16 protein-coding genes and 1 pseudogene are annotated in these 14,170 nt (G+C 67.0%); 11 read left to right on the top strand and 6 right to left on the bottom strand.

Features of this window, described 5'->3' with window-relative positions:
- Positions 1-30: 30 nt before the first annotated feature.
- The 4 genes and pseudogenes from pdxH to BN2156_RS28025 all read left to right on the top strand — a co-directional run bounded on the left by pdxH (position 31) and on the right by BN2156_RS28025 (position 4,115).
- A complete protein-coding gene (gene pdxH, locus BN2156_RS28040; RefSeq protein WP_090518616.1) occupies positions 31-666 on the top strand; it encodes a pyridoxamine 5'-phosphate oxidase in 636 nt (211 codons plus the stop codon).
- Positions 667-734: 68 nt separating this feature from the next.
- Positions 735-1,966 (top strand): annotated as a pseudogene (locus tag BN2156_RS28035) (MFS transporter).
- An 81-nt stretch (positions 1,967-2,047) separates the two neighbouring features.
- A complete protein-coding gene (locus BN2156_RS28030) occupies positions 2,048-2,719 on the top strand; it encodes a TetR family transcriptional regulator (RefSeq protein WP_090518198.1) in 672 nt (223 codons plus the stop codon).
- A gap of 91 nt (positions 2,720-2,810) precedes the next feature.
- Positions 2,811-4,115: a citrate synthase gene (locus tag BN2156_RS28025; protein WP_090518197.1), complete on the top strand. Its 1,305-nt coding sequence runs from the start codon at positions 2,811-2,813 to the stop codon at positions 4,113-4,115.
- A 55-nt stretch (positions 4,116-4,170) separates the two neighbouring features.
- On the opposite strand, the gene BN2156_RS28020 is transcribed toward BN2156_RS28025, so the two are convergent.
- Positions 4,171-4,635, bottom strand: coding sequence for a YbaK/EbsC family protein (locus tag BN2156_RS28020; RefSeq protein ID WP_210436723.1), 465 nt, complete (start codon positions 4,633-4,635; stop codon positions 4,171-4,173).
- A 69-nt stretch (positions 4,636-4,704) separates the two neighbouring features.
- Between BN2156_RS28020 and BN2156_RS28015 the strand changes: the two genes are divergently transcribed.
- The gene (locus tag BN2156_RS28015; protein WP_090518195.1) at positions 4,705-6,159 is read left to right on the top strand and encodes an MFS transporter; all 1,455 of its coding nucleotides are present in this window, start codon (positions 4,705-4,707) and stop codon (positions 6,157-6,159) included.
- Complete coding sequence (locus BN2156_RS28010) at positions 6,149-6,577, top strand: MarR family winged helix-turn-helix transcriptional regulator (protein WP_090518194.1); 429 nt, start codon at positions 6,149-6,151, stop codon at positions 6,575-6,577. The genes BN2156_RS28015 and BN2156_RS28010 overlap by 11 nt, the downstream gene beginning before the upstream one ends.
- Positions 6,578-6,591: 14 nt before the next feature.
- On the opposite strand, the gene BN2156_RS28005 is transcribed toward BN2156_RS28010, so the two are convergent.
- Positions 6,592-7,002, bottom strand: coding sequence for a hypothetical protein (locus BN2156_RS28005; RefSeq protein WP_090518193.1), 411 nt, complete (start codon positions 7,000-7,002; stop codon positions 6,592-6,594).
- Between the two features lie 66 nt (positions 7,003-7,068).
- Between BN2156_RS28005 and BN2156_RS28000 the strand changes: the two genes are divergently transcribed.
- On the top strand, positions 7,069-7,845 hold the full coding sequence (locus BN2156_RS28000) for a TetR/AcrR family transcriptional regulator (RefSeq protein ID WP_090518192.1): 777 nt from the start codon (positions 7,069-7,071) through the stop codon (positions 7,843-7,845).
- A 10-nt stretch (positions 7,846-7,855) separates the two neighbouring features.
- On the opposite strand, the gene BN2156_RS27995 is transcribed toward BN2156_RS28000, so the two are convergent.
- Together BN2156_RS27995 and BN2156_RS27990 are read right to left on the bottom strand one after the other, a co-directional pair.
- Positions 7,856-9,412: a phytoene desaturase family protein gene (locus BN2156_RS27995; protein ID WP_090518191.1), complete on the bottom strand. Its 1,557-nt coding sequence runs from the start codon at positions 9,410-9,412 to the stop codon at positions 7,856-7,858.
- 13 nt (positions 9,413-9,425) lie between these two features.
- Positions 9,426-9,674, bottom strand: a complete 249-nt coding sequence (locus tag BN2156_RS27990; RefSeq protein ID WP_090518190.1) for a DUF2630 family protein — start codon at positions 9,672-9,674, stop codon at positions 9,426-9,428.
- A 31-nt stretch (positions 9,675-9,705) separates the two neighbouring features.
- Between BN2156_RS27990 and BN2156_RS27985 the strand changes: the two genes are divergently transcribed.
- From BN2156_RS27985 to arfC, 4 genes are all read left to right on the top strand, one after another.
- A complete protein-coding gene (locus BN2156_RS27985) occupies positions 9,706-10,068 on the top strand; it encodes an FKBP-type peptidyl-prolyl cis-trans isomerase (protein WP_090518189.1) in 363 nt (120 codons plus the stop codon).
- Between the two features lie 116 nt (positions 10,069-10,184).
- Positions 10,185-11,240, top strand: a complete 1,056-nt coding sequence (gene arfA / locus BN2156_RS27980; protein WP_090518188.1) for a channel-forming protein ArfA/OmpATb — start codon at positions 10,185-10,187, stop codon at positions 11,238-11,240.
- 11 nt (positions 11,241-11,251) lie between these two features.
- Positions 11,252-11,407: a channel accessory protein ArfB gene (gene arfB, locus BN2156_RS30950; protein WP_029110268.1), complete on the top strand. Its 156-nt coding sequence runs from the start codon at positions 11,252-11,254 to the stop codon at positions 11,405-11,407.
- On the top strand, positions 11,404-12,006 hold the full coding sequence (gene arfC / locus BN2156_RS27970; RefSeq protein ID WP_090518187.1) for a channel accessory protein ArfC, sunset domain variant: 603 nt from the start codon (positions 11,404-11,406) through the stop codon (positions 12,004-12,006). Before arfB ends, arfC begins: the two co-directional genes overlap by 4 nt.
- A gap of 59 nt (positions 12,007-12,065) precedes the next feature.
- Here the strand turns inward: arfC and BN2156_RS27965 are convergent, their stop codons facing one another.
- Both BN2156_RS27965 and BN2156_RS27960 read right to left on the bottom strand, forming a co-directional pair.
- The gene (locus BN2156_RS27965) at positions 12,066-13,406 is read right to left on the bottom strand and encodes a sensor histidine kinase (protein ID WP_090518186.1); all 1,341 of its coding nucleotides are present in this window, start codon (positions 13,404-13,406) and stop codon (positions 12,066-12,068) included.
- Positions 13,407-13,410: 4 nt separating this feature from the next.
- Complete coding sequence (locus tag BN2156_RS27960) at positions 13,411-14,130, bottom strand: response regulator transcription factor (RefSeq protein ID WP_407661757.1); 720 nt, start codon at positions 14,128-14,130, stop codon at positions 13,411-13,413.
- Between the last annotated feature and the right edge of the window lie 40 nt (positions 14,131-14,170).

Raw genomic sequence — 14,170 nt, 5'->3', positions numbered from 1 at the left:
CTCGAACATCACGAACACGATCTCGCTGCCATGCGCGTCGACTACGTGGAGAAGGACGGCTGCGGCGACCTGGACGTCGATTGGCTGGGTGAGGACCCGGCCACCGGGTGGCTGACGCTGCTGCGCACCTGGCTGTCCGACGCGCACCGCGCCGGGGTGGCCGAGCCCAACGCCATGGTGGTGGCCACGACCGACGACAAGGGAAGACCCGTCACCCGAACGGTGTTGTGCAAAAGCATGGACGAGACGGGTATCACGTTCTACACCAACTATGACTCCGCCAAGGGGGCGCAGCTGGCCGCGAATCCGTACGCCTCGGCGACGTTCCCCTGGTACCAGCTGGGACGCCAGGTGCACGTGCGCGGTCCGGTGACCAAAGTGAGCCGTGAGGACACCGCCGAGTACTGGTCCAAGCGCCCCCGCGGCTCACAGCTGGGTGCCTGGGCTTCGCGGCAGTCCGGCCCGATCGCGTCGCGTGCGGCGTTGCTGGCCCAGCTGGCCGAGGTGACCGAGCGGTTCGCCGACCTCGAAACGGTTCCGGTCCCGCCGAACTGGGGCGGATACCTGATCGCACCGGAGAGCGTGGAGTTCTGGCAGGGCCGGGAGAACCGGGTACACAACCGAATTCGGCTCAGCGGCAACCACGCCGAGCGCCTCCAGCCGTAGTGCGGAAGTTCTTCGCCGACACCACCCCGCTGCGCACCCCGGATTTCCGGCGGCTGTGGTTGGCCGGGATCCCGACCGTCATCGGCGCCAACCTGACCATCTTCGCGGTGCCGGTGCAGCTGTACGTGCTCACCGAGAACTCCTGGTACGTCGGGTTGTCCGGGCTGTTCGCGCTGGTGCCGCTGGTGGTTTTCGGGCTGTGGGGCGGAGCCTGGGCCGACGCCATGGATCGCAGGCTGCTGCTCATCATCGCCTCGATCGGACTGGCCGGATCCTCGGTGCTGCTGTGGCTGCAGGCCGCGCTGTCGGTGAACAACGTGTGGGTGGTGCTGTGTCTGCTGGGTGTGCAGCAGGCGTTCTATGCGATCAACAGCCCGACGCGCTCGGCGGCCATCCCGCGGATGCTGCCGGGCGAGCAGTTGCCCGCGGCCAACTCGCTGAACATGACGGTCATGCAGTTCGGCGCGATCGTCGGCCCGCTGATGGCCGGGTTACTGCTGACCTGGGTGGACCTGTCGACGCTGTATCTGATCGACGCCGTGACCTGTCTGGCACCGATCTGGGCGACCTTCCGGCTGGCGCCGATGCCGCCGGCGAGCACCGAGACGGGCGCCTCGCGATGGGGCCTGACGGCGGTGCTGGACGGCTTCCGCTATCTGGCGGGCAATCAAGTGGTGCTGATGTCGTTCGTCGTCGATCTGGTGGCCATGATCTTCGGGATGCCGCGGGCGTTGTTCCCCCAGATGGCGCACGAGAGTTTCGGCGGCCCGGTCGAGGGCGGTACGGCGATGGCCTTGCTGGCGGCGGCGATGTCGGCGGGTGCGGTGGCCGGCGGTGTGTTCTCGGGTTGGCTGCCGCGGATCCGCAGGCAGGGGCTGGCGGTGGTGCTGGCGATCGTGGTGTGGGGCGTGGCGATGGTCGGGTTCGGCATCGCCGGCGGGGCGGGGCACGGCCAGGCCGGGATGGTGTTGTGGATTGCGTTGGCGTTCTTGGCGATTGGTGGTGCGGCCGACATGGTGTCGGCCGCGTTCCGCTCGACGATCCTGCAGCAGGCGGCCTCCGATGAGCTGCGCGGCCGGCTGCAGGGCGTGTTCACGGTGGTGGTGGCCGGTGGCCCGCGGCTGGCCGACACCTTGCACGGGGCGGCCGCGGCAGCGGTGGGCACGACGGTCGCGGCGGCGGTGCGCTGGTGGTCGTCGGGGTGGTGGTCGCGGCCCTGGCGGTGCCGGCCTTCGTGCGTTACCGCGTGACAACCGGTGTGAGCGTGCAGCAGGAACAGTCCGAGCCTGACAAAGTATGACCACCGGCGAATGGCACTGCACGCCACCTAGTTGCCGAAAAGGACCGAAAAGCAGGCCTTTGGGGGCTAGCATCCGATCTCGTGGTTGACGTTGTGCGACAGGCTGAGACAGGTTTGCGTGAGCGGAAGAAACAACGCACCCGGACGATGCTGATCGAGGCCGCCATCGATCTGTGTGACCGTCAGGGTTTCGAACAGACCACCGTCGAGCAGATCGCCGCGGTGGCCGACGTGTCCCCGCGTACGTTCAGCCGCTACTTCGCCACCAAGGACGCCGTCGTCCTGGCGTTCGTCGATGAGGTGATCGACATCGTCGCGGTCGAGCTCACGGAGCAACCGGCCGGGATCCCTGACATCGAGGCGCTGTACCGCGCGCATGTGCAGGCGTTCCTCAAGACCAAGACCGCGCCCCCGCCTCAGCTCACCTCCGACCGGTTGTTGGCCTCGGCGCGCATCATCACCTCGTCGCCGGCGTTGATGCAGTCGGCTTCGGAGTTCCGGGTGGACGCGGTCAACTCGGCGCTCGCGCGACGGATGGGCGTAGCCGGCGACGACCGCCGGCTCAAGCTGACCGCCGTCGTATGGGGTTCGATCCTCATGACCGCCATCGCTGAGCTGGGATCTCAGGGAAAGTGGGATTCCTTGACCGTGGACGACATCGTCGCCCGGATCGACGCCACCTATGCCGATTTTCTGGAGGTCGTCGGGGGTGTGGAGCAGCGCTCCGACCGAGGGCTGAGCCACCTTTCCTGACTCATTGGTAACCCCCCGCGGGCAGCGCCGATCGATTGCGACTACCTTTTGTAGAGCAGTTGTCGGTTCCCAGGACGATGAAGGGATTCCCGTGGCCGAAAACCCGTCGAGTGGGCAGGAGCTTGCCACTCTCAAGTACCCCGGTGGCGAGATTGATCTCGATATCGTCCATGCCACCGAGGGCAGTGACGGCATCGCGCTTGGTCCGTTGCTGGCCAAGACCGGCTACACCACCTTTGACGGTGGGTTCGTCAACACCGCTTCCACCAAATCGGCGATCACCTACATCGACGGTGATGCCGGCATCCTGCGGTACCGGGGTATCCCGATCGAGCAGCTGGCCGAGAATTCGACGTTCATCGAGGTCAGCTACCTGCTGATCTACGGTGAGCTGCCCACGGCCGAGCAGTTGGAGGCGTTCACCACCCAGATCCAGCGGCACACCCTGCTGCACGAGGATCTCAAGCGCTTCTTCGACGGCTTCCCGCGCAACGCGCATCCGATGCCGGTGCTCTCCAGTGCGGTCAATGCGCTGAGCGCCTACTACCAGGACTCGCTGGACCCGCTGGACAACAAGCAGGTCGAGCTGTCGACGATCCGTTTGCTGGCCAAGCTGCCGACGATCGCGGCCTATGCCTACAAGAAGTCCGAGGGGCAGCCGTTCCTGTACCCGGACAACTCGCTGACCCTGGTGGAGAACTTCCTGCGGATGACGTTCGGTTTCCCGGCCGAGCCGTATGAGGTGGATCCCGAGATCGTCCGGGCGCTGGACATGCTGCTGATCCTGCACGCCGATCACGAGCAGAACTGTTCGACCTCGACGGTGCGCCTGGTCGGCTCGTCGCAGGCCAACCTGTTCACCTCGATCTCCGGTGGCATCAACGCGCTGTGGGGCCCGCTGCACGGTGGTGCCAACCAGGCGGTGCTGGAGATGCTGGAGAAGATCCGCACCGGCGACGACGATGTGCAGACCTTCGTCAAGAAGGTCAAGAACCGCGAAGACGGTGTGAAGCTGATGGGCTTCGGTCACCGGGTGTACAAGAACTACGACCCGCGGGCGCGCATCGTCAAGGAGCAGGCCGACAAGATCCTGGGCAAGCTCGGTGGCGACGACGAGCTGCTGGACATCGCCAAGCAGCTCGAAGAGATCGCGTTGACCGATGACTTCTTCGTCGAGCGCAAGCTGTACCCGAACGTCGACTACTACACCGGCGTGATCTATCGGGCGATGGGCTTCCCGACCCGCATGTTCACCGTGCTGTTCGCGCTGGGCCGGTTGCCGGGATGGATCGCGCACTGGCGTGAGATGCACTCGGAGCCCAACAAGATCGGCCGCCCGCGCCAGATCTACACCGGCTACACCGAGCGCGGCTACGTGGACATCAACAAGCGCTGAGATCATCTGACGAAAGCCCGGGGGCACTGTGCTCCCGGGCTTTCGCCATGCCGGATCAGCGCACCGCGAGCGCGACACCGCCGGTGAGCGCCAGCAGTTGTGCGTAGGTCAGGGGCATGACGGAATCGGCGGTGCCCGCCGCGGTCCAGATCACCGGGTAGGACTCCAGCGTCTGGTCGACGATGGTGCGCAGCGGCGCCGGATGTCCGGTGGGGGCCCCCCCGCCGATGACCTGTCCGGTCGCGCTGCGGACGAGTTTCGGGTCGGCCTTGCGGATGACGGAGGCGCCGAGATGTCCGGCGACGACGCCGGTGTCGACGCGGGCCGCACCGCTGGCCATGACGAGCAGCGGCTCACCGTCGCAGTCGAACACCAGGCTGTTGGCGATCGCCCCGACCTCGCAGCCGAGTTGCTCGGCGGCCGCGGCGGCGGTCTTGGCGTCGGCGTCGAGGATCTTGATGGCCGGTTCGATTCCGGCGGCGGCCACTGCGGCGGCGACGAGGGAGTTCCGTTCATTCACGGCGACGATTGTCTCCCGGGGTAGGTGTTCGGCTTGCTTCAAAGATAGTTGTAGTTCCACAATAGTTGTGTGAATACAACTATCGGCCCGCTCAGCGCACGGCGCAAGGCGATCATCCTCGTCTCGTGCTGCCTCAGCCTGCTGATCGTGTCGATGGACGCCACCATCGTCAACGTCGCGCTCCCGAGCATCCGCGACGATCTGGCCGCCTCGCCGTCGCAGTTGCAGTGGATCGTCGACGTCTACACGCTGGTGCTCGCCTCGCTGTTGTTGTTGGCCGGTGCCACCGGTGACCGGTTCGGCCGGAGGCGGACCTTTCAGCTGGGGTTGACGATCTTCGCGGTGGCCTCGCTGCTGTGCAGTCTGGCGCCCAACATCGAAACCCTCATAGCGGCTCGGTTTCTGCAGGCCATCGGTGGTTCGATGCTCAATCCGGTGGCGATGTCGATCATCACCCAGGTGTTCACCGGCCGGGTCGAGCGCGCCCGTGCGATCGGCGTCTGGGGCGGGGTGGTCGGCATCTCGATGGCCCTCGGCCCGATCGTGGGCGGGGCGCTGATCCAGTACGTGGACTGGCGCGCGGTGTTCTGGATCAACCTGCCGATCTGTGCGCTGGCTGTCGTGCTCACCGCGATCTTCGTGCCCGAATCCAAGTCGGCGACCATGCGGGATCTCGACCCGGTCGGCCAGGTCCTCGGCGTGGGGTTCCTGTTCGGTGTGGTCTTCGTGCTCATCGAGGGCCCGGGATTCGGCTGGACCGACCCGCGCACCCTCGCCGTCGCAGCGGTCGCTTTCGTGGCCCTGGTGGCGTTCCTGCGCTACGAATCGCGTCGCACGGACCCGTTCATCGATCTGAGGTTCTTCCGCAGCGTGCCGTTCGCCTCGGCCACCCTGATCGCGGTCTGCGCGTTCGCCGCCTACGGGGCGTTCCTGTTCATGATGTCGCTGTACCTGCAGACCGAGCGGGGTTACTCGGCGATGCACACCGGCCTGATCTACCTACCGGTCGCGGTGGGCGCGCTGGTCTTCTCGCCGCTGTCGGGCCGGCTGGTCGGCCGGTACGGCAGCCGGCCGTCCTTGCTGGTGGCCGGCGCCACGATCACCGTGGCCACCATCCTGCTGACCCGGCTGACCGCTGACACCCCGGTGTGGCAGCTGCTCGTCATGTTCGCGGTGTTCGGCATCGGCTTCTCGATGGTGAACGCGCCGATCACCACCACGGCGGTCAGTGGTATGCCGCTGGACCGAGCGGGTGCGGCCTCGGCGGTGGCCTCCACCAGCCGGCAGGTCGGTGTGAGTATCGGTGTGGCACTGTGTGGTTCGGTGGCCGGCGCGGCGCTGGCCGGGGCCGGAACGGATTTCGCCGTGGCGGCCCGTCCACTGTGGTTCGTCTGTGCCGCACTGGGTTTGGTGATCTTCACGCTGGGCGTGGTCTCCACCACGCCGTGGGCGCTGCGCTCCGCGCAGAAGTTGGCGCCCCTGATCGGCCAGCACCACGTTCCGGAGGTGACCCATGTCCGGTGAGCGGCAATCCGAATTGGCCGACGAGGTATGGCGGGCGTTGACCCGGTTGGTGTTCGACCATCGCGACAGCTGGAAGCGCGCGGTGATCGAGGAGAGTGGCCTGCCGTTCAGCCGGATCCGGATCCTGCGCCGCCTGGAGCGGGCACCCATGACGGTCAAGCAGGTGGCCCACGCGGCGACGGTCGATGCCCCGGCCGCCACGGTCGCGGTCAACGACCTCGAGGAGCGCGGGCTGGTGGTGCGCGCGATCGACCCGGCCAACCGTCGCAGCAAGCTGGTCTCGCTCACCGCTGCCGGGCGCGCCCTGCTGGCGCGCATCGACCGGGTCGAGGACCCGGCGCCGGATGTGCTCGCGGCGCTCGACGCCGGGGACCTCGAAGCGCTACAGGCGATCCTGCGCAAGGCCACCGCGCCCTAGCCGGACCGATCGGGTCAGCTCTGACCCCACCCGCCCTGCACCATGGTCTGGAACTTCCAGTCGCCGTCGCACTTGACGAGCAGATCGCCGTAGCGGACCCGCTGGCTGAACCCGTCGGCGGTGAAGGTTGCGGCGGTGATGACGAATACCAGGTTCTCGTTGATGAAGTGCGGTGTGCGGGTGGACTCCATCGCGAAATCGGTGTTCGGACCCAACTGTTCGGTCATCTGCGCGACGAAGCCGGGGCGGTCGACGGCCTCGGCGCTGCCGTCGGTGACTTCGTTGAGCGGGAACATGGCCTGATCCGCCATGCCTTCGACGTCCTTGTTCAACGCCAGCGCGTCATAGCGGGCGAACCAGGCCAGTACCGAGTCGACGTCGGCTTGGGTGGGGCTGAATTCGCAGGCCTGCGGCATGTTGACCATGATTCTCCTCGACGGTGGATTATCCTGTACGACGTACACTGTACATCGTATAGAGAGGTGAGTGGCGTGAGAGAACGCGCAGGTGCGGACCGCAGCAGTGCCGGCGATCCGGTCCGCACCCTCGAGCTGCTGTGGCGTGAGCCGGGTCAGGGCACTCGTACTCGCGGCCCGAAGCAGCGCACCACGGTGGACGCGGTGGTGGACGCGGCCATCCGGATCGCCGACGCGGACGGTCTGGACGCGCTCACGATGCGGGCGGTCGCCGTGCAACTGGGCGTGACGCCGATGGCCACCTACACCTATGTGCCGGGCAAGGCCGAACTGCTGGACCTGATGGTCGATACCGTCTACCGGCGGATGCCGCGCCGCGACTTCTCCGGAAAGCCTTGGCGGGAAAAGGTTTCCATCGTCGCCGAGGAGAACCTGGCGATGTTCGATCAGCACCCCTGGCTCACCTATCTGCCCACCACCCGTCCGCCCCTGGGCCCCGGGATGATCGCCAAGTACGACCATGAGCTGAGTGCGTTCGATTCACTCGGGCTCAGCGATCTCGACATGGATTGCGCCCTGACATACGTGCTGGGTTTCGTGAACTCGGTGGCTCGGATCGCCATCGACTCGCGCCGGGCCGCGGCCGACAGCGGCGTGGACGACGGACAGTGGTGGGAACGTGTCGGGCCGCTGTTGGAGCGGGTCCTCGACGCCGACAGGTATCCGTTGGCCTCACGGGTAGGGACGGCGGCCGGCCAGGCGTTCGACGCGGCCTACAGCGCCGGGCACGCCTATGAGTTCGGATTGGCGCGCGTGCTCGACGGGTTCGCCGAGCTGATCGACACCCACTGATCCGGTCGGCTCAGACCTCGAGTACCGCCATCGCCGCGTTGTGCCCGCCGATGCCCGAAACCGCGCCGCCGCGCACCGAGCCCGAGCCGCACAACAGGATCCGGTCGTGAGCCGTCGCCACACCCCATCGCTGGGCCGACGTTTCCAGCGCAGCGTCGTCCTCGGCGAACGGCCACCGCAAGGCGCCGTGGAAGATGTTGCCCGCGGTCATCCCCAGGGACTGCTCCAGATCGGCCGTCGTTTTGGACTCGATGCACAGCCGACCGGCGCCGTCCTCCATGAGCACGTCCTGGATCGGCTCGGCCAGAACCGAATTGAGTGAGTTCAGCACCGCCGATGTCAGCCGGTCGCGCATCCGGTCGGGATCGCCCACGGCCAGCGAGTGCGGGGTGTGCAGACCGAACACGGTCAGAGTCTGGGCGCCGGAGGCACGCAGATCTTCGGACAGGATGCTGGGGTCGGTCAAGGAGTGACAGTAGATTTCGCACGGGAGCGGATCGGGAACCCGCCCGGCGGCGGCGGTGTCGTAGGCGCCGGCCAGTTGGCTGAAGGTCTCGTTGATGTGGAACGTGCCGCCGAATGCCTGCTCGGGGGTGACATGTTCGTCGCGCAGGCGGGGGAGTCGACGCAGCATCAGGTTGACCTTCACCTGCGCGCCAGGGGCGGTTTCGGGGGCCGGTTCGCCGAGCAGCTCGGCCAGCGCCGCCGGGGTGACGTTGGCCAGCACGCACTCGGCGTCCACGCGTCGCGCCGACCCACGATGCCGAAACAACACTTCACCATCCGGGGTGATCGCGTAAACATCTGCACCGGTGGTGATTTCGGCGCCATAGCCGCTGGCGGCGGCGGCCAGGGCGCCGCTCACCGCGCCCATACCGCCGACCGGGACATCCCAGTCGCCGGTTCCGCCGCCGATCAGGTGGTAGAGAAAGCACACGTTCTGAATCAGTGACGGATCGTCGACGCCGGCGAAAGTGCCGATCAGGGCGTCGGTGGCCATCACGCCGCGGACCAGGTCATGCGATACCGCGGTGGTGATCGCCTCGCCGATGGGCCGCTCGATCAACGCTTCCCAGGCCGCCGCGGTCTCGGTGTCAGCTCCGCTGAGGACGTCACGTCGCATCTGGGCCCTGGTGCGCAGCGGCTGCAGCAGGGTCGGCCAGATCCGGGTGGTGATCAGTCGGCACCGACGGTAGAAGTCGTCGAACCCGGCCGCGTCGTCGCCGGCGCCGATCGCGTCGAATGTCGGGTTCGGGCCGACCAGCAGCCCGGTGGCGCCACCGGTGACCGGATCGGGCGTGTAGGACGAGATTCGGCGGCGTGACAGCCGGATTCGGGCGCCCAGGTCGTTGACGATGCGTTCGGGCAGCAGGCTGACCAGGTAGGAGTACCGCGACAACCGGGCGTCCACCCCTTCGAAGGCGTGTGCCGAAACCGCTGCGCCGCCGACGTGGTCGAGCCGTTCGAGCACCTGGACCCGGCGTCCCGCCCGCGCCAGGTAGGCAGCGGCTACCAGGCCGTTGTGCCCGCCGCCGATGATGACGGCGTCCAACGCCTTATCTGTCACCTTGCCCGTCCGGTCAGCCTCGATAGCCTTCGACTTCGTCGGCAGGTCGCGTCTGGGCCAGGCCCGGGTCCTGTCCGGTGTCACGCAGCGCACGGCGCTGCCGCAACAGGTCCCAACACTGGTCGAGGGCGACTTCCAGCGATCTCAGTCGTTGTTGCTCTTCGGTCTCATCGATTTCCCGGCGCTGCAGTTTGGTCCGCAGCTCCTGCTCTTCGGCAACGAGCCGGTGAACTTCGGCGAGGATGTCCTGATCTTTGGCCACACAACCAGTCTGCCGGACTACCGTTGATCCGGTGAGTACAAAACCTGACATCGAGTTTCCGGACGTACCCGCCCCGACCGAATTGGTCATTACCGACCTGGTGGTCGGAGACGGTCCCGAGGCAGTGCCCGGTGGCACTGTCGAGGTGCACTACGTCGGCGTCGAATATGACTCCGGCGAGGAGTTCGACAGCTCGTGGAATCGAGGAGAATCTATTGAATTTCCGTTGCGGGGCCTGATTCAGGGCTGGCAGGACGGAATTCCGGGGATGCGGGTCGGCGGTCGTCGGCAGCTCGTCATTCCGCCGGCACAGGCGTACGGACCGGCGGGTTCGGGGCATCGGCTTTCGGGTAAGACGCTGATCTTCGTGATCGATCTGCTCGCCACTCGTTGACGTCGCCGTGGGTTCGGTAAGTATTGGCCGAACCTAACCGTCAATTTCCATTTGCTGCTAACGTCAACCTGTTTGGTTGCAATCGATAACTGTTCGTCGACTTCAGGAGTGCCCAAATGTCGGGTTCGGACGAATCTCGGACAATCACAGGCTGGCAAACAGCCTCCAAATTATATCGACGACCACCAGGTTTGGGTTGGTTGTTGGCGCTGGCGGTAGTTCCGTTGTTGCTGGGGCTGATCGGATGGGGCGGGCTCGACCGCTCGGACAAGAACGGTGATCTCACGCTTCCCGATGTCAATCCCACTGCGACATTGACCGCTCCGGATGTGAATGCACCGGATGTGAATGCCCCCAACGTCAATTTGCCGAACCTGTCGTTCGCGCCGTTGTCGATTGCGCGTAACGGCAACGATTTCACCCTCACCGGTGATCTTCCCGACGCGGCTGCCAAGGCCTCGCTGCTGGATTGGCTGCGCGGAAAGTTCGGTGCGGACGTGAATCTGGTCGACAACCTGAATCTGCGTCCGGGTGTGAGCACCCCCGATGTGTCGGCCCTGGGCAAGGTGTTCGACGCCGCGGCCGATGGGATCCCGGATTTCAATTTCAGCATCGACGGTGACACATTGACGCTGACCGGTACCGCACCGTCGGCAGAGGTGCGCGACTCGGTCGAGGCGGCTGCCAAACAAGCGTGGCCGAACGTCAAGCTGGTCAACAACATTCAGGTCGCAGCCGCCCCGGCTGCTCCGGCACCGCCGGCGCCTGCGGCTCCCGGTGCGCCGGGTGCACCCGGTGGTACGCCCGGGCCGTGCGCCGCGCTGCAGGGTGATGTGAGTGCACTGTTGCGCACTCCGATCAACTTCAGCACCGACGGGTTCGTTCTGGCCCCGGCGTCGCAGCAGTTGTTGTCGCAGGTGGCCGACAAGCTGAAGTCCTGTGCGGGTGCGCAGGTGGCCGTCACCGGTTACACCGACAGCTCGGGCAATGACGCGATCAACGTCCCGCTGAGCGGCAACCGCGCCAAAGCCGTTGCCGATTACCTGGTTTCGCAGGGACTTCCGGCTGATCACGTGAGGTCGTCCGGTGCGGGTTCGGCGAATCCGATCGCCAGCAATGACACCCCCGAAGGCAAGGCGCAGAACCGCCGTGTCGAGATCACGGTCAATTAGGGAGATTCGACATGGACTTCGTAATCCAATGGTTGTGGTATCTGCTCGCGTTCGTGGTGGGGTCGCTGGTGGCCTGGCTGATCTCAGTGGTGACCGTCAAGCCCACCAGTGAGGAAGAGGCGTTCGCCGAACTGCCCGGCTCGCGTGAGATTGGAGCACGACGATGAGCGATGTGAACTGGTGGTTGATGGCCCTGGCGTTCGTGCTCGGGCTGGTGTTGACGCTGGCGCTGACCCTGCGCCGGGTGAAGCGGGAGGTGCCGGTCTACGGCGCCCTGGGCCGTCGTCCCGACGCTGCCGCCGGGTCCGGCGGTACGGCCGCCGCCGTCGGCGGAACTGCGGCCGGCACAACGGCTGTCGCGGACGACGCCACGACGAAGCTGCCCAAGGTGAGTGCCGGTGACGAGCCCACCACCCAGTTGCCCAAGGTGACCAGCGCGGGTGCCGCGGCGGCGGGCGCGGCTGCCGCCGGAGCGGCCGGGGCGGCCAAGTTCGCCTCCGGCGGGGGCGCACATGAGGCCGCCGATGACGACGTCAAAGTCGTCGAGGAGACGCCGTACGGTGCAGGCTCGGTGCGGGTCTCGGGTGCGGGCACCCCGGCGGGTTATCTGATCAAGGGCAACGAGGATTCGATGCTCTATCACTCGCCGGAGAGCCCGTCGTACTCGGTGACCGTCGCCGAGATCTGGTTCGCCGACGTCGAATCCGCCGAGAAGGCCGGGTTCAACCGGTGGGACAGCGGTAAGTCCCAGCGCGAGAAGAAGTAGCGGCAAACGCAGTCGCCCGCCTCCGCACTGGGGGCGGGCGATTTTGTGTCCGGGGCATGTCAGTGCGGGCCGGGCAGGCGCAGCAGCAGGCGCGCTCCGCCCAGCGGGCTGGCTTCCAGAGTGGCTGTGCCGCCGTGCAATTCGGCCTGCTGCGCCACCAGTGCCAGGCCCAGCCCGGAACCCGACCTCGACGCCGTCGACCCCCGGGAGAAGCGGTCGAACACCATCACGCGTTCTTCCTCGGGCACGCCCACCCCGTCGTCGTCGACCGCGATCTCCACGCCCTCGCGGGAGCTGACCGCCGACAGCTGTACCCGGGTGGCGCCGCCGTGCTTCACGGCGTTGGCGATCGCGTTGTCCACGGCCAGCCGCAGTCCGGTCGGTAGCCCGATGATGATCACGGTCGGTGAAGGAGCCAGGGAGACTTCGAGATCGGGGTAGACGCGCATGGCGTCATGGGCGGCGCGGTCGAGCAGTTCGGTGATGTCGACGGTGACGTGGTCGTCGGTGGTGGTGAGCTCGCCCTGGGCGAGGCGCTCCAGCGCCCCGAGGGTGGCCTCGATCCGGGACTGGGTGCGGATGACGTCGCTGACCACTTCCTTGCGTTGGTCATCGGGCAGATCGAGGGTGGACAACACCTCCAGGTTGGTCCGCATCGCAGTGAGCGGCGTGCGCAGTTCATGGGCGGACACCGAGGCGAAGTCGCGGGCCGAGGCCAGCGCGGCTTTGGTGCGGTCCTGCTCTTTCCAGATGCGCTTCAGCATGCCGTTGACCGCGTCGGCGATCTCGACGGCTTCGCTGGCTCCGCGCACCTGGACGTCGGGAGCCTCGTCGCCCGCCTCGATCTGCCGGGTCTGCTGGGCCAGCCGTTTGAGCGGGCGCACCGCGAACGCGGCCAGGACCCAACCCAGCACGGTGGCCGCGCCGACGGCGAACACGCAGATGATGATCACCCGGCGGTGCAGGTTGTTGGTGTCGGCGATGGTGGCGTCATAGGTCGCCCCGACGGCCACCCACATCGGTCCGGGGGCCGGGATCTGCACGGTGCGCACCCGCCAGCGTTCACCGTCGATGTAGGTGTCGGCGTAGCCGTCGGGCAGCTCGGGCAGGATCACGTTCGAGTTGGACGAGATGTCGCCGGCCTGGCGGACGGTGATCACCGCGTCTTGATCGCTGGGGGAGCGGGGGATCTCGCCGAGGCCGCGCGGCAGGAACGGGATGGCGAATCCGGCGGCCTCGTCGAGGCGGCGGTCCAGTCGTTCCTTGCGGTCGTTGGTGATGCCGACCCAGACGATGGTTCCGACGATGACGACGACGATCGCGGCGCCGATAGCGGTGGCGAACGCGACCCGGGTCCGCAGCGAGGGGGTGCGGCGGAAGATCCGGGTCAGCGGTCTCATGTCGCTATTGGGTCCTCAGGACGAATCCGACCCCGCGGACGGTGTGCAGCAGGCGCGGTGCGCCGCCGGCTTCGAGTTTGCGGCGCAGATACCCGATGAACACGTCCACCACGTTGGTGTCGGCGGCGAAGTCGTAGCCCCAGACCAGTTCCAGCAACTGTGCCCGGGACAGCACCGCGGTCTTGTGCTCGGCCAGGACGGCCAGCAGGTCGAACTCGCGCTTGGTCAGGTCCACGTCGACACCGTTGACCCGGGCGCGGCGGCCCGGGATGTCGACCTCGAGCGGGCCGACCTGGATCGTCTCGGAGGAGAAGGTGGCCGATGCGCCGCGGCGCCGCAGCAGGGCCTTGACCCGGGCCACCAGCTCCTGCAGCACGAAGGGTTTGACCAGGTAGTCGTCGGCGCCGGCTTCCAGGCCGGCCACGCGGTCGTCGACGCTGCTGCGGGCCGAGAGCACACAGACCGGCACGTCGTTGTCCATCGCGCGCAGCGCGGTCACCACGCTCACGCCGTCGAGCACGGGCATGTTGATGTCGAGCACGATCGCGTCCGGGCGGGTCTCGGTGGCGCTGCGCAGCGCTTCAGCCCCGTCCACGGCCGTCGAGACGGTGAACCCGGACAGCCGCAGCCCCCGTTCCAGCGAGGCGAGCACGTCGGGGTCGTCGTCTACGACGAGGACCCGGGGCGAGGCCATGCCACCGGTAGCGGTATCCATAACCGCCATCTTGCCCGATGAACAACAGCGAATCGCGTAGGCACCCGGG

The organism is Mycolicibacterium neworleansense, assembly GCF_001245615.1.
GTDB classification, from domain to species: domain Bacteria; phylum Actinomycetota; class Actinomycetes; order Mycobacteriales; family Mycobacteriaceae; genus Mycobacterium; species Mycobacterium neworleansense.
The sequence above is the reverse complement of the archived record's forward strand: the minus strand, read 5'-3'. Positions and strand labels throughout refer to the sequence as shown.